The organism is Ferruginibacter lapsinanis (genome assembly GCF_020783315.1).
GTDB lineage: Bacteria > Bacteroidota > Bacteroidia > Chitinophagales > Chitinophagaceae > Ferruginibacter > Ferruginibacter lapsinanis.
The window spans coordinates 377,818-404,689 of sequence record NZ_CP086063.1 but is presented as its reverse complement, the minus strand read 5'-3'; the positions used below and the strand labels follow the sequence as shown (position 1 = coordinate 404,689).

Annotated in this window: 22 protein-coding genes; 10 read left to right on the top strand and 12 right to left on the bottom strand. The window is 38.1% G+C overall.

The features are described 5' to 3' along the window. The first annotated feature begins 2 nt into the window (after nucleotides 1-2). Together LK994_RS01730 and LK994_RS01725 are read left to right on the top strand one after the other, a co-directional pair. Nucleotides 3-554, top strand: coding sequence for a hypothetical protein (locus LK994_RS01730; RefSeq protein ID WP_229761155.1), 552 nt, complete (start codon nucleotides 3-5; stop codon nucleotides 552-554). A 261-nt stretch (nucleotides 555-815) separates the two neighbouring features. Then, the gene (locus tag LK994_RS01725; protein ID WP_229761154.1) at nucleotides 816-1,961 is read left to right on the top strand and encodes a tetratricopeptide repeat protein; all 1,146 of its coding nucleotides are present in this window, start codon (nucleotides 816-818) and stop codon (nucleotides 1,959-1,961) included. A gap of 68 nt (nucleotides 1,962-2,029) precedes the next feature. On the opposite strand, the gene LK994_RS01720 is transcribed toward LK994_RS01725, so the two are convergent. From LK994_RS01720 to LK994_RS01705, 4 genes are all read right to left on the bottom strand, one after another. Further along, entirely contained in the window at nucleotides 2,030-4,519 is a 2,490-nt protein-coding gene (locus LK994_RS01720) for an FtsK/SpoIIIE family DNA translocase (protein ID WP_229761153.1), read from the bottom strand. A 68-nt stretch (nucleotides 4,520-4,587) separates the two neighbouring features. After that, entirely contained in the window at nucleotides 4,588-4,974 is a 387-nt protein-coding gene (locus tag LK994_RS01715; protein WP_229761152.1) for a DUF423 domain-containing protein, read from the bottom strand. Continuing rightward, nucleotides 4,974-5,504 carry a shikimate kinase gene (locus LK994_RS01710; RefSeq protein WP_229761151.1) on the bottom strand — a complete coding sequence of 177 codons (531 nt, stop codon included), beginning with the start codon at nucleotides 5,502-5,504 and terminating at the stop codon, nucleotides 4,974-4,976. The genes LK994_RS01715 and LK994_RS01710 overlap by 1 nt, the downstream gene beginning before the upstream one ends. Nucleotides 5,505-5,595: 91 nt before the next feature. Beyond that, nucleotides 5,596-6,237 carry a carboxypeptidase-like regulatory domain-containing protein gene (locus LK994_RS01705; protein WP_229761150.1) on the bottom strand — a complete coding sequence of 214 codons (642 nt, stop codon included), beginning with the start codon at nucleotides 6,235-6,237 and terminating at the stop codon, nucleotides 5,596-5,598. Between the two features lie 360 nt (nucleotides 6,238-6,597). Here LK994_RS01705 and LK994_RS01700 point away from each other — a divergent pair, with 360 nt between their 5' ends. Then, nucleotides 6,598-7,692, top strand: coding sequence for an Mrp/NBP35 family ATP-binding protein (locus LK994_RS01700; RefSeq protein ID WP_229761149.1), 1,095 nt, complete (start codon nucleotides 6,598-6,600; stop codon nucleotides 7,690-7,692). 187 nt (nucleotides 7,693-7,879) lie between these two features. On the opposite strand, the gene LK994_RS01695 is transcribed toward LK994_RS01700, so the two are convergent. Further along, a complete protein-coding gene (locus LK994_RS01695; protein WP_229761148.1) occupies nucleotides 7,880-8,350 on the bottom strand; it encodes a hypothetical protein in 471 nt (156 codons plus the stop codon). On the opposite strand from LK994_RS01695, the gene pyrF reads away from it, so the two are divergent. From pyrF to LK994_RS01675, 4 genes are all read left to right on the top strand, one after another. Then, the gene (gene pyrF / locus LK994_RS01690; RefSeq protein ID WP_229761147.1) at nucleotides 8,344-9,168 is read left to right on the top strand and encodes an orotidine-5'-phosphate decarboxylase; all 825 of its coding nucleotides are present in this window, start codon (nucleotides 8,344-8,346) and stop codon (nucleotides 9,166-9,168) included. The two genes, LK994_RS01695 and pyrF, sit on opposite strands and share 7 nt — an antisense overlap. A 154-nt stretch (nucleotides 9,169-9,322) precedes the next feature. Next, the gene (locus tag LK994_RS01685) at nucleotides 9,323-10,510 is read left to right on the top strand and encodes an acyl-CoA dehydrogenase family protein (RefSeq protein ID WP_229761146.1); all 1,188 of its coding nucleotides are present in this window, start codon (nucleotides 9,323-9,325) and stop codon (nucleotides 10,508-10,510) included. Nucleotides 10,511-10,726: 216 nt separating this feature from the next. Further along, nucleotides 10,727-11,620 (top strand): 3-hydroxyacyl-CoA dehydrogenase family protein, encoded by an 894-nt coding sequence (locus tag LK994_RS01680; protein ID WP_229761145.1) that lies wholly within the window; start codon nucleotides 10,727-10,729, stop codon nucleotides 11,618-11,620. 220 nt (nucleotides 11,621-11,840) lie between these two features. Then, complete coding sequence (locus tag LK994_RS01675; RefSeq protein ID WP_229761144.1) at nucleotides 11,841-14,981, top strand: T9SS type A sorting domain-containing protein; 3,141 nt, start codon at nucleotides 11,841-11,843, stop codon at nucleotides 14,979-14,981. A gap of 156 nt (nucleotides 14,982-15,137) precedes the next feature. Here LK994_RS01675 and LK994_RS01670 read toward each other — a convergent pair whose 3' ends face one another. The 3 genes from LK994_RS01670 to LK994_RS01660 all read right to left on the bottom strand — a co-directional run bounded on the left by LK994_RS01670 (nucleotide 15,138) and on the right by LK994_RS01660 (nucleotide 18,569). Continuing rightward, nucleotides 15,138-16,457 (bottom strand): aspartate kinase, encoded by a 1,320-nt coding sequence (locus tag LK994_RS01670; RefSeq protein ID WP_229761143.1) that lies wholly within the window; start codon nucleotides 16,455-16,457, stop codon nucleotides 15,138-15,140. Between the two features lie 129 nt (nucleotides 16,458-16,586). Continuing rightward, nucleotides 16,587-17,669: an Ldh family oxidoreductase gene (locus LK994_RS01665; protein WP_229761142.1), complete on the bottom strand. Its 1,083-nt coding sequence runs from the start codon at nucleotides 17,667-17,669 to the stop codon at nucleotides 16,587-16,589. Between the two features lie 129 nt (nucleotides 17,670-17,798). Next, nucleotides 17,799-18,569, bottom strand: coding sequence for an AMP nucleosidase (locus LK994_RS01660; protein ID WP_229761141.1), 771 nt, complete (start codon nucleotides 18,567-18,569; stop codon nucleotides 17,799-17,801). A 160-nt stretch (nucleotides 18,570-18,729) separates the two neighbouring features. On the opposite strand from LK994_RS01660, the gene LK994_RS01655 reads away from it, so the two are divergent. Beyond that, complete coding sequence (locus LK994_RS01655; protein WP_229761140.1) at nucleotides 18,730-19,116, top strand: type I restriction enzyme HsdR N-terminal domain-containing protein; 387 nt, start codon at nucleotides 18,730-18,732, stop codon at nucleotides 19,114-19,116. A 97-nt stretch (nucleotides 19,117-19,213) separates the two neighbouring features. Here LK994_RS01655 and LK994_RS01650 read toward each other — a convergent pair whose 3' ends face one another. From LK994_RS01650 to LK994_RS01635, 4 genes are all read right to left on the bottom strand, one after another. Further along, entirely contained in the window at nucleotides 19,214-20,635 is a 1,422-nt protein-coding gene (locus LK994_RS01650; RefSeq protein WP_229761139.1) for a Glu/Leu/Phe/Val family dehydrogenase, read from the bottom strand. An 84-nt stretch (nucleotides 20,636-20,719) separates the two neighbouring features. Next, on the bottom strand, nucleotides 20,720-20,935 hold the full coding sequence (locus LK994_RS01645; RefSeq protein WP_229761138.1) for a CcmD family protein: 216 nt from the start codon (nucleotides 20,933-20,935) through the stop codon (nucleotides 20,720-20,722). Beyond that, a complete protein-coding gene (gene ccsA, locus LK994_RS01640) occupies nucleotides 20,928-21,602 on the bottom strand; it encodes a cytochrome c biogenesis protein CcsA (RefSeq protein ID WP_229761137.1) in 675 nt (224 codons plus the stop codon). Before ccsA ends, LK994_RS01645 begins: the two co-directional genes overlap by 8 nt. A 98-nt stretch (nucleotides 21,603-21,700) precedes the next feature. Next, complete coding sequence (locus tag LK994_RS01635) at nucleotides 21,701-22,357, bottom strand: heme exporter protein CcmB (RefSeq protein WP_229761136.1); 657 nt, start codon at nucleotides 22,355-22,357, stop codon at nucleotides 21,701-21,703. A gap of 195 nt (nucleotides 22,358-22,552) precedes the next feature. Between LK994_RS01635 and LK994_RS01630 the strand changes: the two genes are divergently transcribed. Both LK994_RS01630 and LK994_RS01625 read left to right on the top strand, forming a co-directional pair. Further along, on the top strand, nucleotides 22,553-26,098 hold the full coding sequence (locus tag LK994_RS01630; RefSeq protein ID WP_229761135.1) for a reprolysin-like metallopeptidase: 3,546 nt from the start codon (nucleotides 22,553-22,555) through the stop codon (nucleotides 26,096-26,098). A 127-nt stretch (nucleotides 26,099-26,225) separates the two neighbouring features. Further along, nucleotides 26,226-26,870, top strand: a complete 645-nt coding sequence (locus tag LK994_RS01625) for a Pr6Pr family membrane protein (protein ID WP_229761134.1) — start codon at nucleotides 26,226-26,228, stop codon at nucleotides 26,868-26,870. Nucleotides 26,871-26,872: the final 2 nt, after the last annotated feature.

Sequence of the window (26,872 nt, the reverse complement as noted above, 5' to 3'; positions counted from 1 at the left end):
GGATGTTTTTCAATTTATTCGGAAAAAAAGAAGACTCGGGCAATAATAATATTTTTAGCGACAAGGCATATATCAATGCTGAAGGTAAAAGAAATGGTTGTTTGCAATTAGCTAAAGAGCAGCCTGAAACAGTATTTATTGCGTGGTTCAGCGATACAGCAAAAGAGTATAAAGATTTTTTTACAAAAAACGGTGTTGAAGAAAGCAGGGTGATAGAAGTGCGTCACTTACATACCTCTAAGCTGGAAAATAAAACACCCGTTTTTTTAGAACATTATCCTTTGCATGAAAAGGAATTGGAATTAGTTGCTAACTGGTCGCAACAAAAAATCATCGTATACAATTCTTTGGATGAAGCACTCTTTAAACATTTCGGCAGTGATAAAATGATTCCATTAATTAAGATGCTGGGTATGAAAGAAGATGAAGCAATAGAACATAGTTACGTAACACAATCCATCACCAGAGGGCAACAAAAAATTGCCGACATGGTAACATTGGAGCAATCTGCATCATCGCAGGCGGAATGGATGGAGCGGAATATAAAAGGATAGGTGTTACTACAAATAGTTTTACCTCTTGTATACTTGCCGCTATCGGGTGTAGTTTTGATGATCCCACTTCCTTCATCTGTCAAAATTTCAAATTTTTACTATAGAACGTACCTGTTGTTGATCGCCTGACCAAAAACAGAGAGTAATAAATACCCTTGTCGCCATTGTTGGTCGCCTGACCAACAACAGGGTGGTAATAAATACCCAATGGATGGTATAGAGTTTATTATCCCTTTTTTTATTTTTACAAAAATCTATTGTATGAAACAATGGTCTTTTGTATGGGGGCTATTATTTTGTTTGTTAAATAATCAGCTACTCATGGCACAAACACCTGCTGTAAAAAAGCAAGCAGATGATCTTTGTGAAAAGGGGAAGTCTGCGTTGGCAAATAAACAGTATGATAAAGCCATTTTTTTTCTAACAAATGCCATTAAACTAAATCCTGCTGTATTTAAATATTATCATAACCGGGCACTTGCTTATTTAAATAAAAGTAAAACCTTGTCTTCGCAACAAAAAAATTTAAGATTGGATTCTGCCGTTAAAGATCTTAGCAAATCTCTTCAACTAAATCCGGAATTCTGGAAAACATATTGGGTAAGGGGCCAAACATATATGGAATATTATACCTACCCTACTTATCCTAAACTTGAGTTAGCTATTGCCGATTTTACTAAAGGGTTGGAGTATGATAAAAATAATTATCAGTTGTATGTGGAGAGAGGTAATGCTTATACAAAAGATCCATATCAATATCATGATGAAGCGATAGCAGATTTTGATAAAGCCATTGAAATAAATAATACCGAACCTTTTCCTTATCTCGGCAAAGCGGATATGGAAAAGATAAAAAATGAATATGCTGCTGCAATAGCTGATTACAGTAAGTCATTAAGTCTTGCAAAAACAGATAATGATAAAGCATATATCCTGATAAGCCAGGGCAGGGCTTATGAGTTAAATGACATGCCTGAGAAAGCTGTCATTAATTATGCCGATGCAAATAAATTATTTCCTTCTAAGCAGATTGAGGATATGGAAACAGCAGCAACAAAAAAAGTTGTAGAAAAAGCGGGTAGAAATATTTCCAGTCAGTCGGCCAATTTACCCGATACGGACTCATTGCTTGCTGCTCTTGACAGAGAGTACAAACAAAAGCAAGCTGAAAAAGCTACACAACAGACTTATAACAACCAGAATAATAATAACTCATTTCCCTCTTATTCAAACAGTCATGTATGCCCGGCATGCGGTGGCAGTGGCTGGATAGAGACTTTTGGTAGAAAGATGGAATATGTAGATATAAAAGATTGGCAGGGTAGAATTATTGGAAGTGAGTTCAAACCTGTTGATGGCTTTCATTCAGAAAAATGCAGCAGATGTGGCGGTTCGGGAAAAAATTAAATGTTTTCGCCGTTGTTTATCTCCTGCCCAACATCATCGAAATTTTGATTAATTACAAGAAGCAAAAATTATAAATTATTATCCAGATACATCTGCAGATCCGCCTCAGTTTTTATCAATACATCTCTGGCTTTGCTACCCTGGTTAGCGCCTACAACACCTGCAGCTTCTAACTGATCCATCAAACGGCCGGCACGGTTATAACCCAATTTCATTCTGCGTTGCAGAAGAGAGGTACTACCCACTTGGCTGGCTACAATCAATCTAGCCGCATCTTCAAATAATGGGTCTTTATCATTGAGGTCAAAATCTTTCGCTTCCATGTCCTTCTCATCCACATATTCAGGCAATAAAAATGCCTGCGGATAACCACGTTGATCGCCGATAAAATCAACGATCTTATCTACTTCAGGGGTATCAACAAAAGCACATTGCAAACGAACCAATTCACCATTGTAGCTGATCAGCATATCTCCTTTACCAATTAATTGCTCCGCACCACCTGCATCTAAAATAGTACGACTATCGATCTTACTACTAACCTTAAAGGCTATACGGGCAGGGAAGTTGGCTTTGATCGTACCGGTAATGATATTTACTGAAGGACGTTGTGTGGCAATAATTAAATGGATACCGATAGCCCTTGCCAATTGTGCCAGGCGTGCAATTGGCATTTCAACTTCTTTTCCTGCAGTCATGATCAGGTCGGCAAACTCATCTACCACCAACACAATAAATGGCAAAAACTGATGTCCTTTTTCAGGATTCAGTTTTCTTGCAGCAAATTTTTCATTGTACTCACGGATGTTACGACAACCTGCTTCTTTTAACAGGTCGTACCGGTTATCCATTTCAATACACAAAGCATTTAATGTATGTACTACTTTCTTTGTATCAGTGATAATGGCATCTCCTTCATCAGGCAATTTTGCCAGGAAATGTTTTTCAATTGTTTTGTAAATACTCAACTCAACTTTCTTAGGATCAACCAACACAAATTTTAATTGTGATGGATGTTTTTTATACAACAAAGAAACAAGTATTGCATTCAGTCCTACAGATTTACCTTGTCCGGTTGCACCTGCCATCAGCAAATGCGGCATAGCCGCCAGGTCAACGATAAAGTTTTCGTTATCGATCTTTTTACCAATTGCAATTGGTAAAGAGAAATTATTTTTCTGGAATTTTTCAGAAGCTAATAATGTCTTCATGCTCACTACCGACTTCTTTGCATTAGGCACTTCAATACCAATGGTACCTTTGCCCGGTATAGGTGCAATGATACGGATGCCCAGTGCAGCAAGACTTAAAGCGATATCATCTTCTAAGTTTTTAATACGGGAGATACGAACGCCGGCAGCAGGAATGATCTCATACAACGTAACGGTAGGGCCTACAGTTGCAGAAATTTTCGATATAGCGATATCGTAATTCTTTAAAGTATTAATGATCTGGTTCTTGTTGTTTTCCAGTTCATTGGTATCCTGAACAATTTTATCACTACCATGATTTTCCAAAAGATCAAGTGTAGGATATTTATAATCTCTCAGGTCAAGGATCGGATCATATGGAGCAGGTGCCGCTTTTGCTTTTTCTGCTAAAGCCTGCGGAATTTCTTCGGCCGGTTTATCAGGCACTGTTTTTATTTCTAACTCCAAAGCACTTGCAGCAGCAGTTTTGGCAGGGGCCACCGGTTCCGGTTCAGGAACGATCTCTTCTTCAATTGGTTCAGGCTCCGGTATTTTTACCTCATCTTTCTCAACAATTTTTATATCATGATTCAATGCCGGATTCTCTTGTGAAGGGATTGGTCTCATTCCACCCTTACCCGTATTCGTTACAGTTTCCTCAATGGTCTCTTCTTCTGGATCATCATCTTCTACTGCTAATTCAGTAGGTACAGATTTTTCTTCAGGGATAATATCAACCGGAAGTAAAGTTTTTTTAGTAGGAAGGGTGAAGACAGGATTAAAACGCCAGATGATGTAAGATAGAAGCACCACACCTAAAATAGCAATAGTTCCTATCTGTCCGATGGCTTCATACATCCATACTTTTATCATATCACCAACAGCACCACCCCATGGAAATATTTTTCCATTCATTATCACTGATGCAGCAACACTCAACACCACCAATCCAATAAGAACATATTTAATATTACGGCCGATAGCAAATACTTTCTTTCCAAAAAACAAATTAACACCGATCACAAAAAGAGTACTGCAGATCAAATAAGATGCAATACCAAAACCTTTGTAAATAAAAAAGTGAGAAAGAAAGGCCCCGAGTGTACCCAGCAAATTGTTTACTTTGGCATCGGTGCCCAATAATAATTTATAACCGTGCTGAAATACTTTATCCTGGTCTTCTTCCCAGGTAAACAGGTAAGAGGTGAATCCGATAAATAACAATGCAGCCATCATCAAAAAAACCGCACCGGTAATTTTGTGTGTACGTTCATCCTGCAACAATTTTTTCACTTCTACCTTTTCTTCGGTTTCAGCTTTCAATGTTGTTTGATCGTCTGCTTTTTTTACTTTTGGTTTAATTGCCATTGCTAACAAAGATATAAAAAAGCATTACTGTAAATACCTATTCTACAGTAATGCGGATAAAATTAAAATTACTTTGATTTAACACCTATTGCCAGTAGTACCCAACCTGAAATAAAGCACAGCCCTCCTATAGGAGTGATGGCGCCAATGCCTCTGTAGCCAATAGTTTCAGTGGCTTCCAGATAAGTAAGCAGGTAAAGAGAGCCACTGAACAATACAATGCCAATGATAAAAAGATGACCGGCTCTTTGCACAAATGTATTCATATACTCTTTGTACAGGATGCCTGTAAGCAGTATAGCAAACACATGATAGAACTGATACCTCACTGCTGTTTCAAAAGTAGCAAGAGCAGAAGTTGGTAACACTTGTTTTAAAGCATGTGCTCCAAAAGCTCCTAAAATAACAGTTACGGCGCCAAGCACAGCAGCTATCTGAATGAATTTTTTATGCATTAATTGTGTTGATTAGAAGATGATATTGTTGAAAATGTTTCTTCGTTAATTGTTGCAGCATCAAGTGTAATGGTTGCCTGTGAGTAGAAGGGTTCTCTTTCTTTTAATTTTTGTTCGATGAAGAAAAGTAGTTCGGCCTGGTTTAATTTTTTTAATAAAGGTCTTTTATCCTGTTCTGCTAATACTCTTTTTAAAATATCATGAGAAGACGAACTGATATAAACAGTAGTGCCTTGTTTATTCATCCATTCCATATTGTCGTGAAAGCAAGGAGTGCCACCGCCGCAGGCAATGATGGTATGTTGTTTGTTGATCAAACGACGAAGCATTTTTGTTTCCAGTAATCTAAAATAATCTTCGCCATGTTGTTCAAATATCTCAGCTACAGTTTTGCCTTCGGCTTTTTCAATCATTTCATCCAGATCAATAAAGGAAAAATTATGTGCAGCCGACCATATCTTACCCCAATGGGTTTTGCCGGTTCCCATAAAGCCGATCAGAAAAATATTGTTTGTCGAAGCTTGTCCCATTTCACAAATATAAATACTGCAAAGGTTAAAGGAAACAATTTACAATATAAATGGATACGATAGAAGTATAAGTGGTTAACAGGGAGGGGTACTATTTCTTACTTTTAAAATCCCCTCGTTTCCATGCCTTTATAAATTCATTCCAGGCAAATGGGTTTAAGATATTCATAGGGGCATTTTGCCCTGCGTAATAAGTTTTATTAGCTTGTTTGTTAAAATATGCCCGCTGTGCCTCTTGTCCGTCTCTTGGCAGGTACGACATTAAGATCTTTCGTTTGGCCTCATCATTATTTTGCCGGGCAATTTCTAAATTATCAGCCGGCACCTGTGTGTTTAAAAAATCTCTTTCAAATTGTTCTCTCCGGGGCCTCGATTTGATCACTGTTGCGGCTAGGTAAACCGTATCTGTAACCATTAATTGGATCACACTGTATTCATTCCCCTCAATCTCTCTTGGAACAACAACAGATTTAGGCTTATATCCAATGCTGGAAAAATCAATTTCATCTCCTTTTAACACCACAATACTAAAAACCCCCTGGTTATTGGTAACTGTACCCCGGTTTTGCCCTTTCACAAGCACAGTTACGGCAGGCAGCCCCTGTAAACTATCGGCAGTCATTACTACGCCATATAGTTGAACAACAGAATCTTTAAAGGTTTCAAATTGTGCCCGGGCATCGGTAGGTAAAAAACAAATAGCGATAAAAATGTATAATAAAAATTTCTTCATGTAACCCGGGTGTAAAAAGACAGCTTTTTCTTAATTAATAAACAAAGTAACGGTTTCAATGGTTAATTTTGCGGTTCGAAACGGTTTTTTAACAATAAATTCAGTCTGTTTGTTGTCTGGATCAGGATTTACAGGATGAAAGGATCAACAGGATTTTGAACTGTTAATTTGTTGATACCAAGTTAAATGCTTCGATTTTAAGATCAGGGAACTGATGTTGAGTTTACAGTAGTACAAAAGCTTAATCAGGGAACCAATCTACAAACGGGATGTAATCGTTTGTAGACGGCTTTTTTGGTTACTTTTTTTCCGCAAAAAAAGTAACATAAATACTGCAACGATAAAATTAAAGAGAAGAACATGACACAAGAAGACATACTAAAAGCCCTCAGCAACGTACAAGAACCCGATCTTGGCAAAGACCTTGTAACACTCAACATGGTAAAAGACATTACCATCGATGGCAACAATGTTGCTTTCACCATCGTATTAACCACACCCGCCTGCCCGATGAAAGACATGATGCGGATGGCCAGTGAGAATGCAGTAAAATTATTAGTGAATAAAGAAGCTGTTGTAACTGTAAACTTTACTTCAAATACCAGCAGCAACAGAAAAGATGCAAAAACCGTTTTAACCGGAGTAAAAAATATCATTGCTGTTGTAAGTGGAAAAGGCGGCGTGGGTAAAAGCACTGTCAGCAGCAACCTGGCATTAGCATTGGCGCAAGGCGGTGCAAAAGTTGGTTTGATGGATGCAGATATTTATGGCCCTAGTCAGCACATCATGTTTGGTGTACGTGGCGACAGACCATTGATGAGAGAGGTAGATGGTAAAGGCATGATCATGCCAATTGAAAAATTCGGCATCAAAATGATGAGCATTGGTTTGCTGATCGATGAAAAACAGGCAGTGGTTTGGCGTGGTCCGATGGTGAGCAGTGCTATTCGTCAGTTCACTACCGATGTTGATTGGGGCGAATTGGATTATTTAGTAATTGATATGCCGCCAGGTACCGGCGATATACATTTAACGATGGTGCAAACCGTACCTGTAACCGGCGTAATTGTGGTTACCACACCACAAACTGTTGCATTGGCAGATGCCAAAAAAGGTATCGCTATGTTCGGACAGGCACAATTAAAAGTACCTGTAATTGGACTGGTTGAAAACATGAGTTTCTTCACTCCGGCAGAATTGCCTGAAAATAAATATTACCTCTTTGGTAAAGACGGCGGTAAAAATTTAGCCGAAGAATTTGATATTCCTTTCCTCGGACAAATACCTATTGTACAATCCATTCGTGAAGGAGGAGATCTTGGTATACCCGTAATGGTTAGTGATGATGAGATCACTAAAAATGCATTCAGAGATTTCGCCGGCGCAGCCGTAAGAGGTATTGCTATGCGTAATGCGAATCTGGCACCAACGGAGATTCAGGAAGTAGTAGTGTAAAACGAAAAGATAAAAATGAAAAATAAAAAAGTCAAAAACGTAAATGTTTTTGACTTTTTTGTTACGGGCATTTTAGCTTTGGTCATCATCGTTGTGTCACTCACTTGTACCGCATACCTTTCTGGAGCTTTTATTGCAGCGTATTTTTTTGAACTGTGATTTGGAATAATTCCTAAGAGTATGCTGATTATAAAATCAAAATCCTTTTAATTTTTTCAATCAATCTAAATCGTCGTTCATACAATTGATCTACTGTCCATCCGTATATCATTGTGGCGTTTTTGGGGTAATGCTGGCAGATCGAATGTCGGAAGAATGTATCATTTGTAGAAAAATGATTGAAAATCATAGTACTATCACTAACTGTTGTAAAGAAATGATCAACTGTTGTAAAGAAATGATCAACTGTTGTAAAGAAATGACCAACTGTTCGAAGGAAATGACCAACTGTTGTAAAGAAACGACCAACTGTTGTAAAGAAATGACCAACTATTAGAAGGAAACGACCAACTGTTGTAAAGAAATGAACAACTGTTCGAAGGAAATGACCAACTGTTGTAAAGAAATGACCAACTGTTCGAAAGAAATTACCAACTATCCAATCACAATTTAAAAAAGCAATAAAACAGATAATATTATCTTTGCGCCACCATGACACGTCAATTCTTAATCGACCAAATAAAAAGCAAAAGATCATATCTCTGCGTAGGCTTGGATACCGATATAACAAAAATCCCGAAACACCTGCAAGATCACCCCGATGCAGTGTTTGAATTCAATAAACAGATAATTGATGTCACCAAAGATCTTTGCGTAGCCTATAAAATAAATACAGCTTTTTACGAAGTCATGGGTTTAAAAGGTTGGGAAGCTATGCAAAAAACAGTGAACTATATCCCTGAAGAACACTTTACTATAGCCGATGCTAAAAGAGGTGATATAGGTAATACTTCCACGCAATACGCCAAAGCTTTTTTCAACACGTTCAATTTCGATTCTATCACTGTTGCTCCATATATGGGAGAAGATAGTATTCGTCCCTTTCTGGATTTTAAAAACAAATGGACAATTGTTCTTGGACTAACCAGTAATAAAGGTGCTGCAGATTTTGAAATGCTCAAAATTCAAAATGGTAATGAAGCACATTTACGAAGCGATTATTTATATGAAAACGTCATAAGAAAAGTAGCTTCTTGGGGCACACCCGATAATTTAATGTTTGTACTTGGGGCCACACAGGCAACAGAGTTGGAAAATATCCGTAGTATCATCCCCGATCATTTTTTATTAGTACCCGGCGTTGGTTTTCAGGGCGGCAGTTTAAAAGATGTAAGTAAATACGGTATGAATAAAGACTGTGGCTTACTCGTAAACGCATCAAGAGCCATCATCTATGCAAGCGATAAAGAAAATTTTGCAGAAGAAGCAAGAATGATCGCTATGCAATATCAAACAGAAATGGCCGGATACTTATAACAGAAATAAGAAATGTGGAATAAAAAATAAGGAAGTTGAGGGACCTGTTAAACAGCTAAACCTTCTAAACACATTCATAATATCTTCAGCCCAATTTTCAGTATCTTTAGTATTGAAGAAATTCGTAATTCGTAATGCTCAAATCGTAAATCGTATGGCTGCCAAAACTGATAATTTTCAATCTCCCGATTATTTTAATGTAGATGAGTTACTAAGCGAAGAACATAAACTCGTTCGTGAAAGTGTACGCAGTTATGTAAAAAAAGAAATATCCCCCATTATAGAAGAGTATGCCCAGCAGGCAGCATTTCCTCAGCAAATTGTAAAACAATTAGGCGACCTGGGTTGTTTCGGTCCAACAATACCCGAACAATATGGTGGTGGTGGATTGGATTATATCAGTTATGGATTGATGATGCAGGAATTAGAAAGAGGAGATAGTGGTGTACGCTCAACAGCAAGTGTACAGGGCAGTTTGGTAATGTTTCCTATCTATCAATATGGCAGCGAAGAACAACGGAAAAAATATCTTCCCAAATTAGCCAGCGGCGAATGGTTAGGTTGCTTTGGGTTAACAGAACCCGACCATGGAAGTGATCCGGGTAGTATGCTCACCAATATAAAAGATAACGGAGATGGACATGTTATTTTAAATGGTGCAAAGATGTGGATCAGTAATGCACCTTTTGCACAAATTGCAGTGGTGTGGGCCAGAGATGAAGAAGGGATTGTAACTGGCATAATTGTAGAAAGGGGAATGGAAGGCTTTTCAACACCCACCACACATGGCAAATGGAGTTTAAGAGCCAGCGCTACAGGAGAGTTGGTTTTTGATAATGTAAAGATCCCTAAAGAAAATATCTTACCCAATGTACGAGGTTTAAAAGGCCCGCTGGGCTGTTTAACCAAGGCTCGTTACGGAATTGCATGGGGAGTCATTGGGGCTGCAATGGATTGTTACCACACTGCATTGCAATACAGTAAAGAAAGAATTCAGTTTGATAAACCGATAGGTGCATTTCAGCTACAACAAAAAAAGTTGGCAGAGATGATCACCGAAATTACAAAAGCACAATTATTGAACTGGCGTTTAGGTGTGTTGATGAATGACGGAAAAGCTACACCACAACAGGTAAGTATGGCAAAGAGAAATGCCTGCGAAATAGCCACAAATATTTGCAGGGATGCCCGCCAGATGTTAGGAGGCATGGGGATTACAGGCGAATATCCTATTATGCGTCATATGATGAATTTAGAAAGTGTGATCACTTATGAAGGTACGCATGATATTCATCTGCTCATTACAGGTATGGATATTACGGGTTTCAATGCATTTAAATAAGTATTTAGATATAAATAATAATGATGAGCGAAGAGTGAAAGGAAGAGTATAATAAAAGACAGAAGCTTTCTTTAAGCAAAACGTATAATTAAACTCTATAAGCATTCATAAGGAAACAGAAGAAGTTCTAAAAATGAGTAGAAGTGCTATTATTACAACAAAATCAAAGAAGTAAGAACACTTATAATTTATAATTCATCACTCATAATTTTAAACATGGTTCATGTAGTTAGTGTAATCGGAGCTGGTACGATGGGCAACGGGATTGCTCATGTGTTTGCACAGGGTGGATTTACTGTAACATTGATTGATGTTGATCCAGCTCAATTAGAAAAAGCAATAAAGACCATCTCTAAAAATTTAGATAGGCAAATTGCCAAAGAGACAATTACTGAAGAGCAGAAATTAGCAACGTTAAAAAATATTTCTACATCTACAGATATCATAGAGGGAGTAAAAAATGCTGATCTGGTTATAGAAGCAGCAACAGAAAATGTAGAGTTGAAATTGAAGATATTTCAAACAATTGATGAAGCGGCTCCTGCAGGATGCATACTTGCTACCAATACTTCATCCATCTCTATTACTAAGATAGCCTCAGTAACAAAAAGACCGGAAATGGTAATTGGTATGCATTTTATGAACCCTGTTCCCGTAATGAAGTTGGTGGAAATAATCAATAACCCTGCAACTAAGCAAACCGTAACGTCAACAATAGTATCATTAGCAGAGGAGTTGAATAAAGTTCCATGTGTGGTAAATGATGCGCCTGGGTTTATTGCCAATCGTATTTTAATGCCTATGATCAATGAAGCGATTTATAGTTTACACGAAGGTGTAGCAGGTGTGGCAGAGATAGATACAATAATGAAAGTAGGAATGGCGCATCCAATGGGACCATTACAATTGGCTGATTTTATTGGTTTGGATGTTTGTCTGAGTATTATTAATGTATTGTACGAAGGCTTTGGTAATAATGCAAAATATGCACCCTGTCCCTTACTTAAAGATATGGTAGCAAAAGGCAGGTTGGGGGTTAAAAGCGGGGAAGGTTTTTATGTATATGGTTCAGGCAGTAAAGAATTGGTGGTAAATAAAAGCCTGAAATAATCGCTGTTCTTCATTTGTGAAAATGCAAATATTTTAGTTTGTAGTGCTATCGATAAACTTTTATTGACTTGCTGAAAAAATGAATCCATTTTTTTGTCATTTCAAAATAATGCATTAACTCTGCATACAAATGTGTAAAAAATACACATACCAGGTCCCTTACCCGTTGTTTAACCCTTGATAGCCTTACCTTGATCTGTTTATTTAAAACGAATGCTGTATGAAAAAAAATGTACTTTTTTTAAGCATGTGTCTATGCTTTGCGCTACTATCAAAGGCTCAAACCCAATCACTGGTAATTCAAAAGAATACATTACCCAATGCAAATCAAAATTTCACATTTGCTACTTCAGGTCCTGTCGGTTCTGCATTTGCTGCTAATCCTACCATTACATTGCATGATGAATTTGGAGGTAAACAACCGTTAGAAGTGGGTGCTTCTTCTTCTGGAACTGGGTATCTTGCTTTTACACAAAAAGATGCACCTGTAAATGATGTGTATACCTATACATCAGGTAATGCCGCATGGGTACATCCTGCAGGTAATAATGCAGTAAGAATAGATATCGAGACAAGCGGTATCAACTGGCAGATCAATTCATCTAATAATATTTACAGAAATGGGGTTCTATCCGGTACAGCGAAAGATGTTGGTGTAGGGCCCGATAATGGAGTGTATGTGGTTGGCACTGATGATAAACTCTACAAATGGGTAAGCGGATCAACCTATACAGCATTAGCCGGATCTCCTCAGCCAACAGGTAAACGTATAGATGGCGGACCTTCTGGAACAGCATGGTACATCGGATTGGATAATCATGTTTACTATTACAATGGAACATCGGCCACAGACAATGGACTTCCGGGTGGGCAGTCTGCAAAAGATATTGCTGTAGGTGCAGATGGTACAGCATGGGCAATTGCGGTAAATCCGGCAAATGTGAATTACGATATCATTTATTACTGGAATGGATCGGCCTGGACAGCAGATGCATTAGCTCCCACAGGTACTACCATGTATAATGTAACCGTAGGTGCAGATAACGAACCGCTCATGACCTTGAGCTTTAACGGAGGTCGATCTTATTTATTAAAAAGATTATCAGATGGCAGGTGGGTGGTGATATCAGCGCAAACGGCCGGCCTTAATAATACATTGATCTATTATAATCAACCTACGGGTAACTATAGTTTTACCGAAACAGTTGCTTCAGGATATTACCTGCAGGACATCATTATTTTTGGAAGTACAGGCGATTCATATAGTACCACTACAGGAACATCTTCTATTTCTGTAGGAGCTAACGAACATGTGTATGTGCAGTATACAAACGTATTGGGTACTAAACCTGCGGCTCAAACCATCTCTACAGCTTGTGGCGGTACATTTATTGAAACCTTTGGAACTGGTAGTACAAATGTGGTAAATTCTTTACCTGCAGGACAAACCAGCTATACCTTTAATAACAATCCTATGGGGCATTATCAAGGTAATGGGGTGAATGATGGTCAGTATGTGTTAACCACTTCTGTATATGATGCCACCGGGTATTATTATCAATGGATATCAGGACCAGGCCTAAACGGGGCAAACTGTAGCTACACTTGTGATGTGCATGGTGATGTTAGCTATGGTCTCTCAAAAGTGGCTTCAGATACAGATCATACAGCTGGAGATGTAAACGGTCAGATGCTTTTGGTAAATGCAGATTTTTCTTCAGGTGTTTACTATGAAAAAGAATATGCTGGATTGGTACCAGGTAATAGTTATCGGTTTTCTGCATGGTTGGCAAATGTGTTATTAGCTGCCGCTACAGATGCCACAGATCCTAATGTTATCTTAAGAGTAGTTGATCCAACAACGGGTGCTATTTTATTAGACCTTCCTTCGGGAGATATACCTAAAACAGGAAGTACATTAACCTGGATAGAAAAGAAAGGTTCATTCATAGCCCCCGCAAGCGGAAATGTAAGGGTGTACCTGATCAATAACAAGCCGGGCGGACAAGGGAATGATCTTGTGTTGGATGATATTTCTCTCACAGCAACCTGTCAAACAATTACTGGAAAATTGTACAATGACGCTAACGGATTGGCAGATGGTTTGGTAAATGGGATTGGCACTAACACCACTTCCACTTTGTATGCAATTTTAGTAGATGCTACTAATCATGTTGTAAATTCAGTTTTATTGCCATCTACAGGCGAGTATAGTTTCAGTAATTTATTTTCAGGTAACTATTCTGTTAAGCTGAGTACAACTGCACCAGGAGGAGTAGGTACTATCGCTCCAAATTCAAGCATGACCGCTGGCTGGATACATACCGGCAATAGTAAGGGAAATAATAATGGAGCAGGTTCCGGAAATGTTACAACAGGGAATTTGGATTCAACCTACATTGTTGTGGGTACTGCTGATGTAACAAATGTAGATTTTGGAATAGAGAAAGCACCAACCGCAAACACGGTAACAGCGATACCCCAGGTAAATCCGGGGGGAACGAATACAGTTGTAGTACCTACCTTAAATGGTAGTGATCCTGAGCAAGGAGTTTTTGATGGCGACAGTAAATTGGATACAGTAATTATAAAAACATTGCCCACCAATGCAACACTCTATTATGATTTCGGGGCAGGATTTGTTGCATTAGTTGCAGGTGATACCATAAAGAATTATGATCCGTCGTTATTGGTAGTTGATCCAAATAACGGAGGCCTTTTAATAGTGACATTTACTTACGTTGAAGTAGATGCTGCACTTATTTCAAGTACAGCGGCAACAGTTACAATGACATTTACACCGCTTTTGCCTGTAGCGCTTATAGATTTTACAGGCCAATTTAATAATAAGAAAGTTGATCTGAAATGGAGTACAAGTACTGAAACTAATGTCGATTATTTTGTTGTAGAAAGAAGCGCAGATGGGAACTCTTTTGCCGAAGTAGGAACGATGGGGGCAAAAGGGATTGCCTCAGTGTATCAATTTGCTGATGTATTGCCTTTTAATGGAGTAAATTATTACAGAGTAAAAACAACCGATAATGATGGCAGGATTACCTATAGTAAAGTGATCGTAGTAAAAGCAACTATTACCAATAGGGTTACAATTAGCGGCTGTAAACCCAATCCATTTGTAAACAAGGTAGATGTGTATATTGATCTCTTGGAGAGTGCAGTCATTAAAATTAATATGGTAGATGCAGTGGGCAGGTCTGTTTATCAACATACTGTAAAAGGAGCAAAGGGATTGAATTGGGTCAATATTGATAACCTCGAAAATTTATCATCAGGCATCTACATTATACGTGTAAATGCAGGTAATGTTGGGGCACAACAAAAAATAATCAAGCGTGACAGGTAAATAGAACTTGGGGGTTTCAGGAAGAAAAAATGTTATGTTTTTTAGCTCTTCAGTAATGAAGAGCTTTTTTTATTGTTGCCGGATATAGTGATAATAAAAAAAGCTCAAAATCTCTTATTGAAATTTTGAGCTTTTACAAGGCAGGAATGGTTTCAATTATAAACCAAATATGCCACTGTTAATTACCTGTAGCGTTTGTGTTTTATAGCTACCCGGAATAAGGATAGATACATTGTGTTTGCTTCCACCATAACTAACCATTCTTACAGGGATATCTGCCAATGCAGTAAATAAACGTTGTACTAAATTTTTTGTTTCACTGATCTCGTTACCAACAATGGAAACAATAGTTTGACCTTTTTCTGCTTCAACAGTGCCGAATGGTTCAAGCTCTTTTATTATTTCATCTAAGTAAGTATCGTTATCAATTGTTACAGATACGGCTACTTCAGAAGTAGTGATCATATCAATTGAAGTGCGGTATTTTTCAAAAACTTCAAAAACTTTTCTTAAGAAACCATACGCCAATAACATACGGCTACTTTTGATATTGATAACAGTGATGCCATCTTTTGCAGCAACAGCTTTAACGCCGTTTGAACCGGCTTCTGATGTAATGGTGGTTCCTGCAGCGTCAGGCTGCATGGTGTTTAATAATTTTACCGGAACCTTTGCTAATTGTGCAGGCCAGATACAAGTAGGGTGCAGGATCTTTGCACCGAAGTATGCTAATTCAGCAGCTTCATCAAAACTTAATTGTTCAATAGCTACTGTCTTGTTCACAACTCTCGGGTCATTGTTATGCATGCCATCAATGTCAGTCCATATTTCACAAACAGTAGCATTGCACGCTGCTGCTATCAATGAGGCACTGTAATCGCTACCGCCTCTTTTTAAATTATCCACTTCACCTTTTGCATTTCTGCAGATATATCCTTGAGTAATGAATAATTTTTTATCTGTATTCGCATTTAAAATTTCCGATAATTTCTTTTTAATTGTATCCAGATCCGGTTCGTCATATTCATCAATTACCATAAAATCCAAAGCAGGTAGATACATATGGTCAATGCCTTGCTCTTCTAAGAAAGTAGAGAATAACTTGGTGCTTAATAATTCACCTTGTGCTAAAATATCTTTATTCAATGCTTCATTGAAAGATATTTTTAAAATGATATTTAAAAATTCGAAATGCTCAGTTAAGATGGCTTTTGCTTTTGCCAAAGCCGCATCCGTTTTTACTAATTCGCTGATGAAGTTTTGATAATGGGTTTCCAGTGTATCAATTTGTTGTTTAGCAGTAACTCTGTCACTCTTAGCCAATGAGTCGCTGATTGCTACCAAAGAATTGGTAGTGCCGCTTAAGGCAGATAACACTACTATTTTGCTTTCAGCATCTTTAGTGATCAATCTTGACACTTCATGCATTCTTTCAGGCTTACCTACGCTGGTGCCACCAAACTTCATTATTTTCATCAGAAAAAGTATTTGATTTTTAAAATGGAGTGCAAAGATAATTACAAATTATATTGCTAGAACACAGATTGGATTTATCTGTAGTTACGTGGGTAAAGCAGAAAGGCCGGAAACTCAAATGGCACAGTATCAATAGGCTATACAAATATCGAATTTTTTACCAAGCTGGTTAAGGTCATCCACTACAGATTGTAAAAGAGGAATGCCATTGGCCATTCTTTCAATTTCAAATTCGGCCTCCGGTTGGCCGGGAATGATCACACGTTCGTGGCCGTTTACTGTTTTAGCTGATTTAAAACGTTGGATCCATTTATCCATGTGTAGTTTGAAATCTTCTGCAGGTCTAAAAGCATCTATACGCATAGCGCCAAAGAAATGACCGATGCCTTCACCGGGCATGCCTTCTGGCATAGGAACATAAGCAGGGAAAGGCGGAACCCAGGGGCCGTAATTGGCACCACTTAGTATTGCAGAAAAAATATCTACAATGGCACCGAGGTTATAACCTTTATGACTGCTATGGTCTCTGTCGCCTCCTAAAGGGAGTAAAGCCCCGCCATTTTTTAATTCGTTGGCATTGGTAGAAGGAAGCCCTTCTTTCGTTTGTACCCATCCGTTAGGAGTATCCAGATTTTTACGCTGTAATATTTCTAATTTGCCATTAGCAGCAGTAGTTGTTGCAAAATCAGATACAAAGGGGGCTTCGTTGCCTGCCGGTATTGCTACGGCTATCGGGTTAGTGCCCAATAGTTTTTCTACAGAAAATGTAGGGGCAACCAATGCAGAGGCATTGGTCATGGCAATACCGATCATATCATCCTCCAGCGCCATCATTGCATGATAACCTGCAATACCAAAATGGTTGCTGTTTTTTACACTTACCCAACCGGAGCCTACATTTTTAGCTTTATCAATAGCAATTTGCATAGCAGCGGGGGCTACCACTAATCCTAATCCTTTATCGCCATCAACTGTAGCGGTAGAGGGAGTTTCGTGTACTATTCTGATATTGGGATTTGCATTAATTCTTTCAGCTTCCCATAACCTAACGTAACCGGTTAAACGAGCAATTCCATGGCTGTCTACTCCACGCAGATCGGCGGAGAGTAACACTTTTGTGGCAGTTTCGGCATTGGCTTCATTGCAGCCCATTTGTAAAAAAATATTTTTTGCGAATGAAGCCAGTTGTTGATAAGTGTATACTGCTGCCATTAAAAGAGTTGAATTTTTGGATGTTCTAATAAACTTTGTTTACTATGTTGTCTGCTGCCGGTAGTACTAAAAGTACAAGAGGGCGACGCAACAATGTTGCCCAAAGATATACAGCCCGGACCAAAAAAATTAAAAATGCAGGTGCCTTACCGTATGACCGTTATTCATAATTTGTTTCAATGAATCAATACCGATCTTAATATGACGTTCTACAAATTGTGTGGTAACTTTTTTATCACTTGCTTCAGTTTTCACACCTTCTGGTACCATCGGACTATCACTTACAAGTAATAAAGCGCCGGTTGGTATTTTGTTGTAAAAACCTACGGTAAAAATGGTAGCGGTCTCCATGTCGATGGCATACGCTCTTACTTTTTGAAGATATTCTTTAAATGCTTCATCATGTTCCCATACACGGCGGTTGGTAGTGTAAACGGTACCGGTCCAGTAATCACAATCGTAATCTCTGATGGTGGTACTAATAGCTTTTTGCAACATAAACGCTGGGAGTGCAGGTACTTCAGGAGGAAAGTAATCATTACTGGTACCTTCGCCTCTGAGGGCTGCTATAGGTAAGATCAGGTCGCCGATAGTGTTTCGTTTTTTTAGTCCGCCGCATTTACCCAAAAACAATACAGCTTTTGGAGTGATGGCGGATAAGAGATCCATAATGGTGGCCGCACCCGGGCTGCCCATACCAAAATTGATGATGGTGATATTATCTGCAGTAGCACATTGCATTGGTCTGTCTCTACCCACCACTTGTACATTATTCCACTCGGCAAACATGCCCACATAATTGCTGAAATTGGTAAGCAGGATATATTCTCCAAAATTTTGTAACTCTTCACCGGTATAACGATGTAACCAGTTTTTTACTATTTCTTCTTTTGTTTTCATATCTTAAATGTTTTATTACGTTAACTGCAAATTTTAAATTTTAAACCCGCTTTAGTTTCAAATTTGTTTCTTTGCCATTGATAAAAGTACAAAATATTTTTTTGTTAGCAAGATGATCAAGATAGAATACCCTCCATACCAGCCAAAAATCAAGAAAGAAATGGAAAAAGAGTACATTTTTGATGCGGTACGCAAGCAGTGGGTGGTACTTACGCCGGAAGAATGGGTGCGACAAAACTTTTTGCAGTATTTAATACAAGTAAAGTGCTATCCGGCTTCATTAATAGCCATTGAGAAAGAGATTCAATTAGGAGAACTGAAAAAGCGATTTGATATAGTTGTATATGATGCAAGCACTTTACCCTGGATGATCATTGAATGTAAAGAAATGAATGTGCCTTTAGATGCTGCTGTATTGAATCAGGTACTGAGATATAACCAGGTGCTTAAAGTACCTTTTCTGGTAATTACAAACGGGAGCAATACGGTTGCTTATTCCACAAAAAATAATGAATTGATTGAGTTGTTGGTGTTACCTGAGTTTTAATTTTTTTCACAGAGAACACAAAGATTCACAGAGACAGTATCATATTTGATATCTCTCTTTGAATCTTTGTGCATACTCAGTGCCCTCTGTGAAAATATTATGGGAAGATGCCTAACTCGGCGTAAATGGTAGCAACCTTGTTAATAGCACTAACGTATGCGGCTGTACGCATATCCGGTATCGCTGGATTACTGTGCCAGATATCCATTATCTCTCTTGTAGCAGCAATCATTGTTTCCTCTAAACCACTATGTACCAGGTCAATTTCGTCAGGACCATGTTTGATAAAGGTTCTTTCTTTTTCGTTCACCTGTTTGCCACTTAACTCTTCTATTTGCGCCAAAATACGTGTGTTCAGGTTTTCTGTAAATCGTTTTTCTAATCTGCCATAACGTACATGGCTTAGATTTTTAAGCCATTCAAAATAACTAACTGTAACACCTCCTGCATTCAGATACATATCAGGGATACATACAATACCTTTCCTGGTAAACACTTCATCTGCTTCCGGCGTGCAAGGGCCGTTAGCTGCTTCACCAATTATTTTTGCTTTTACTCTTTCTGCATTTTCTTTATTGATGACATTTTCTAATGCAGCAGGGATTAAGATATCACAGGCTAATTCTAGTGCGTCTGAAGTTTTTGCCAGATTTGTTGCACCCGGGAAGTTTAAAATAGATCCGGTAGCTTTTCTGTGTTGAAAAACTTCTTCTTCATTTAATCCATCAGCATTGTATATGGCTCCTTCGTATTCGGCTAGGGCAACAACTTTAGCACCATGTTCTCTGAAAAATTTAGCGGAATGATAGCCCACATTACCCAGTCCCTGTACTACCACAGACTTTCCTTCCACACCAACAGTAAGGCCTATTCGCTGCATTACTTCCGGCATATTGCATACCTCACGAACGCCGTAAAATACACCAAGCCCCGTTGCCTCTTTTCTTCCACGAACACCACCCAATGAAACAGGTTTACCTGTAACACAACCGGCGCTATCAATTTCTCCGGGTTTTAAAGATTGGTAGGTATCAACTATCCAGGCCATTTCTCTTTCGCCAGTTCCATAATCAGGAGCAGGAACATCAATGCCCGGGCCGATAAAATTCTTCTTTACTAATTCAGATGTATACCGGCGGGTGATCTTTTCAAGTTCGTAAGCAGAATAGTTTCTCGGATTGATCTTTAAGCCGCCTTTTGCTCCGCCAAAAGGAACATTTACAATAGCGCATTTGTAGGTCATTAAAGCTGCTAGTGCCATCACTTCATCCTGATTTACTTCATCACTGAAACGGATACCTCCTTTACAGGGAGATTTGTGCTGGCTGTGTTGCACTCTGTATGCTTCAATTACTTCAATGTTCCCATTATCTCTTTTTATCGGAAAACGGATTTGGTAGACTGCATTGCAGGCTTTTATTTGTTCAAGAATTCCGGGATCCCATTTGGTAAGTTGTGCGGCTTTGTCGAAGCTTTGTTCCACGCTATGGAAAAAGCTGTAGGGTTTTTGTGCTGACATATAACAATCGTTTAAAGGTTCAAAACGTTTACAACGTTTTATAAGAAGATGGCAAGGAATGTAAAAAGATAGCAGACCGCTGGCTTAATTTCTGTCTTCTATCTTTCCTACTTTTCTGTCAATGGTTATTAAATATAAAATAAGTCCTACTAAAATAGTGATACAAACAGCCATCACTACATATATTTTTCCGTTGCTACGCATGATGCTTTCTTCTGTTGCATTAGTTTGTGCAAAGGTGTTTGTAGTAATTAAAAAACTACAGATCATAACCAGCAAACTGAATATTTTCTTACTCATGAATTAAATTTTTATCTCTTAATAAAGTTATTCTGATACTTACCGTACTGATCCATACACCTAATAATGTCCAGCCAATTACAGCAGGCCAAAAAACCAGTCGCATGGTAGCATCCAGATCAGCTCCGTTTAACCCCGGGTTGCCTTGTACGCCTTTACCTCCGGGGTGAAGCGATTCAACTAATCTTGGTAAGATCATTATCAACGGCAGATAAATAAAATAAGCGAAGATGTTGTACACTGCTGCTACTTTAGCTCTTCTGTCAATATCAGGCATTGAATTTCTTAATACCAGGTATGCAAAATAAATAAGCAATGCAATTGCTACTCCAACTTGTTTCGGATCATTACTCCATGGCTCTCCCCATGTGTATGTTGCCCAGATAGCTCCGGTTAACAAACCGAGTATACCCATGAATATGCCTGTTTTAGCAAATGCTGCTGCATAGATATCATGCTTTAAATTCGGGCAGCGCAAATATTTAATGGAATAGATAAGTGAAACGGTTAGTAATATGATTTGCCCGAACCACATAGGTACATGAAAAAATAAATTACGAATGGTTTCTTTTAAATTACCGAGGTCAGGCACTTTAATCAAAAAGCCTGCGGTAAATGTATAGATTAATAAAACTACCGCTAATATTTTCCACCAGGATTTACGCATAAAAAAATTGTATCTGCAAAATTAAAGGAAAGTAGGGTTGAAAAAACGGTAAATACTTGGTAACAATAAATTATAATACTCAGGATAACTTATTTATGCTAATCTTTCCATAAAAAAGGAAATAGAATTATAGACAGAACAATCACCATTACATCTAATCCAACAATCAATAAAGATAGCTGCATGAGGGCGCCTTCTCTGAAAACCTCACCAAATGCAGTTTTTGATAATCTCATTAACAACAATAATTGAGGTATGATTAGTGGGAAACCTAAAATGGCCATTAATGCGGCATTTTGCTGAGCTTTTGCGGCTATAGCCGACAGTAAGGTGAAGACCAGGCTTAAACTTATACCACCTAAACAAGCAATTCCTATAAAGGTAATAGTATTTGTGAGAGGGTTTTTTAGCAATACAATAAACAACCCGATACTGAGCAAACTCATGATCAACATCAAAATAATATTATAAATGAGTTTTGCAATAATAAACTCCTGCGGCCCGGCAATAGAATAAAAGTAAAGCATCCGTCCACGGCTCTCCTGCAGAAAGCTTTTTGCCACTGCATTGATACAAACAAACAATTGTATGATCCAGAATAATCCGTTCCAGACATCACCTTCGGGTTTATTGATGGACAGGTTTACTACAAAAATGCTGGCTACCAGGTACAGAATTATCCCATAAAAGGTATGTTGTTGCCTTAATTCCAGTAAAAGGTCCTTCTTTAATAAAGTGAATACAGATCGGTTCATTTATGCAAGTTTACAATTTATTATCAAAGAGTTAGAAATAAAATTTTACAAAAAAATGGTTATTTTTTCTGTTTTTATTGCAGAAAAATAGCAAATAATTACAAATATTTTATAAACAATTGTTAAATTGGATTGGTTTTTGCTTGCCAAAAAGCTACATTTATTCCTTATTTATTTAAAAAACAAACGACTATTATGAGAAAACTGTTGTTGTTGGCATTTTCGTTAATGATGATTTTAACGGTAAGTGCACAGGAAAGAAATTTTTGGAAACAGGTAAAAGAATCTTCTATTAAAAAAGATCTGTTTGCAAAAAGATACAAACCGAGTGCATATAAGATCTTTCAATTAAATGAAAATTTTTTCAAAGTTGATATTGAATCTGCGCCATTGTTAAAACACATATCTGCAGATAAATCAGATTTTATTTTATCAGTACCTAATGCTGATGGTAAAATAGAAAGATACAAATTAGTTGAAGCGCCGGTAATGGATCCGGCTTTAGCGGAAAAATACCCCAATATAAAATCTTATGCAGGACAAGGTATTGATGATCCTACATCAACCATTCGTTGCGATTATTCTCCAAGAGGTTTTCATGCAATGATCTTATCATCTGATAGAAAAACAATTTACATAGATCCTGTTGACAGAGACAGCAGATCATATGTAGTTTTTTCAAGACAAGATATGGTTAACTACAAACAGTCATTTCATTGTTTAACTCCTGAAACTGCAGATGCGTCATTAGTTAATGTAGCACCTGCACCTACAACATTGTACAGAGGTGCGGATGATGGCAAACTGAGGACGTACAGACTGGCACTGGCATGTACAGGTGAGTATGCTCAATATTTTTTGGATGGAACTGAGACAAGTGATGCACAACGCAAATCAAAAGTATTGGCGGCAATGGTTACGTTACTTACCAGAACAAATGGTATCTATGAAAGGGACTTTGGCATACATATGAATTTGATTGCTAACAATGATGCGATCATTTATTTGAATCCATCTACTGATCCATGGTCAACAGAATGGAATACAAAAACACAACAAACAATTGATGCGGTAATAGGTAGTGCTAATTATGATATCGGACATCTGGTGCATAAAGAATCTTCAGCTGCAAATAATAATGGTAATGCAGGTTGTATTGCATGTGTTTGTAAAGCAGGCTCTAAAGGAAGTGCTTTCACATCTCATGTAAATCCAGAAGGGGATCCGTTTGTAGTAGATTACACAACACATGAAATGGGGCATCAATTTGGAGCTAATCATACTTTTACTTTCAGCAATGAAACAGGTACAGCTTCACAAATGGAGCCAGGTAGCGGTTCTACAATTATGGGATACGCCGGTATTACTGGTACTACCGATGTACAAGCTCATAGCGACGATTATTTTCATGCAAGAAGTGTAGAACAAATTACAGATTATATAAAATTAGCAACGGGTGGAGGTAGTTGTGCAGTAGTAACGTCTACGGGTAACGCAATACCAACAGTTAATGCCGGAGCCGATTATACCATTCCTAAATCAACTCCGTTTGCATTAACAGGAGTAGCTACAGATGCTACCATAGGTGATGTGTTAACTTATACATGGGAGCAATACAATACAGGAACTAAAACTACCACTATGCCTAGTGCTACTGCTACTTCTGGTCCTGTTTTTCGTTCAAGAACATATACAACATCTCCTACACGAACATTCCCGATTTTAGCGTCTATCCTTGATGGTACAAATGGAAATACATGGGAGAAATTACCTTCAGTAGCAAGGACATTGGCTTTCAGACTGACAGTAAGAGATAATAATGCTGGTGGTGGTGCTAACAACAGCGATGATGTAAATGTAACAATATCAAGCACAACCGGTCCTTTTGCGGTAACGGCACCTAATACAGCTGTTACATGGGCTGGCGGCTCTTCTCAAACTATTACCTGGAGTGTGAATGGTACTGCAGGAACTCCTATAAACTGTGCGAATGTTAAAATTTCTTTGTCAACTGATGGAGGTCAGACATTCCCTACAGTCTTAGCTGCAAGCACACCAAATGATGGTAGCGAGGTATTAACCATACCTGCAACTCCAACTACAACAGCAAGAATTAAAATAGAAGCGGTTGGAAATATTTTCTTTGATATCAGTAATACCAATTTTACAATTGGAGGTACTGTTGCTTGTGGAAACCCGACTGGTTTAGCTTCTTCGGTAATTGGTAATAATACTGCAACAGTGAGCTGGACTGCAGTTAGCGGAGCAATTAGTTATGCGGTAGATTATAAATTAACGTCTTCATCAACATGGGTAAGCGCAGCAACTGCTACTACTGCTACATCTGTGGTATTATCAGGTTTAACACAAGCATCTACCTATGATTGGAGAGTGAAGGCGACTTGTACTTCAGGAAGTGGTACTGCTGTACAGGCACAGTTTACAACAACAGCTCCTGCTGTTTGTAATGCACCGAGCGGTTTAACTTCTTCTGCTATTACTACAAACAGTGCAACGATAAACTGGACTGCAGTTAGTGGGGCATTAAGTTATGTAGTAGATTATAAACTAACCTCATCATCAACATGGATAAATGCGGCAACAGCAACTACATCAACATCTGTTGCATTGAGTGGCTTAACAGCTTCCTCTACTTATGATTGGAGAGTGACCACAAATTGTACAAGCGGAACAAGTGTAGCAACCGCATCACAGTTTACCACAGCAGCAGTAACAACAACCTGTACTACTGCTTATGAGGCTAATGAAACTTTAGCAACTGCCGCTGCTATTGCTACAGGCACTCCAATATCTGCGGCAATCGGTTCATCTACAGATATCGATTATTATAAAATAGTAACAACCACTACTGGTAACATTACAGTGGCACTTAGCAATTTGCCAGGAGACTATGATCTGTATGTATATAATGCTGCTGGTACTCAGTTGGGGGCCTCAGAAAATGCGTCTACAACAAACGAGTCTATAGCGTTAACAAGCCAGGCTGCAGGAACTTATTACATAAAAGTAATTGGTTACAGCGGTGCATTCAGTACAACAGTTTGTTATGCTTTGAATGCTACTACATCTGTTAGTACAAGTTGTGTAAGTACCTACGATAATGCTACTAATGGTACAGTTTCCGGTGCTGCACAAATTCCGTTGAATACAAATGTTACCGGATTGATCAATACTTCTACTGATGTAGATTATTACAAATTTGTAATTACTACAGGAGGTACAATTACAATCACGTTAGGAACATTGCCTGGTGATTATGATGTTAAATTGTATAGCAGTAACGGTACAACGCAGGTGGGTATTTCTCAAAACAGCGGTACTACAGCAGAAACAATTAATTATACTGCAGCAGCAGGCACTTACTACGTTAGAGTGTACGGATACAATAGTGCTTACAGTGCATCTGTTTGTTATACCTTGAAAGTAGCTACGGGAACTGCTTCTAAAGTAGTGAGTGATTTTGTTACTGTTAATAAAAACAAGCAGTTGGTAGAGATATATCCTAATCCGGCAAGAAATACAGTAAATGTTAATCTTACAGGATATGAAGGTGCATCAGAAATTCGTTTATTTGACATTAATGGACGTCAGGTATTAACTAAGAAAACAGCATTAATAAATTCACAAATAGATATTTCTACTTTACCAAAGGGTGTTTATCTGGTGAAAATAATGAATGGTAAGACTACTATATCAAGTACAAAAATTGTAAAACAATAGGAAGATAATACAGGTTTGAACAAATAAGATGGGTTGCTTTTATGGCAACCCATCTTTATTTAAACAAGAAATTGTCTTTATGTAAAAATTGGATATATTTATATAGTACAATTTTTATACAATAGATATGCCACAACAAAACTTATCCGGCAAAGTATATCTGGCAATAGTAGGAGCTTTAGGATGGTTTGCATTGATAGCACAGTTTTACATTAACATTACCAGCAAAATAGCATCTACACCAGAATTGCTGATTCGTTATTTTAGTTATTTTACAATTCTTACCAATATTATTGTAGCAGTATGTTGTACTACATTATCATTGCTGCCGGATTCTCGTTGGGGACTTTTTTTTTCCAAACAAAAAACATTTGCAGCGGTTACTGTATATATTTTTGTTGTCGGATTAGTATATAACGTAATACTGAGGTTTTTGTGGAATCCGCAAGGCTTGCAAAGGATCGTAGATGAATTGCTGCATTCGGTAATTCCTGTGATGTTTTTACTTTATTGGCTAGTGTTGATGTTGAAGGATGAATTGCATTTTAAAAGTATTTTCCCCTGGTTGATATATCCTTTTGTCTACGCCGTATTCGTGATCTTTCGGGGGAGTGTATCTGGTTTCTATCCTTATCCTTTTATTGATGTCAGTCAGATCGGGATGACCAGAGCATTGTTTAATGCTGTAATGCTTACAGTTTTATTTTACTTCATTTCGGCTTTGTTTGTAGTAATCGGAAGAATGGAAAACAAGAAAAAGCGTCACCGCTGAAA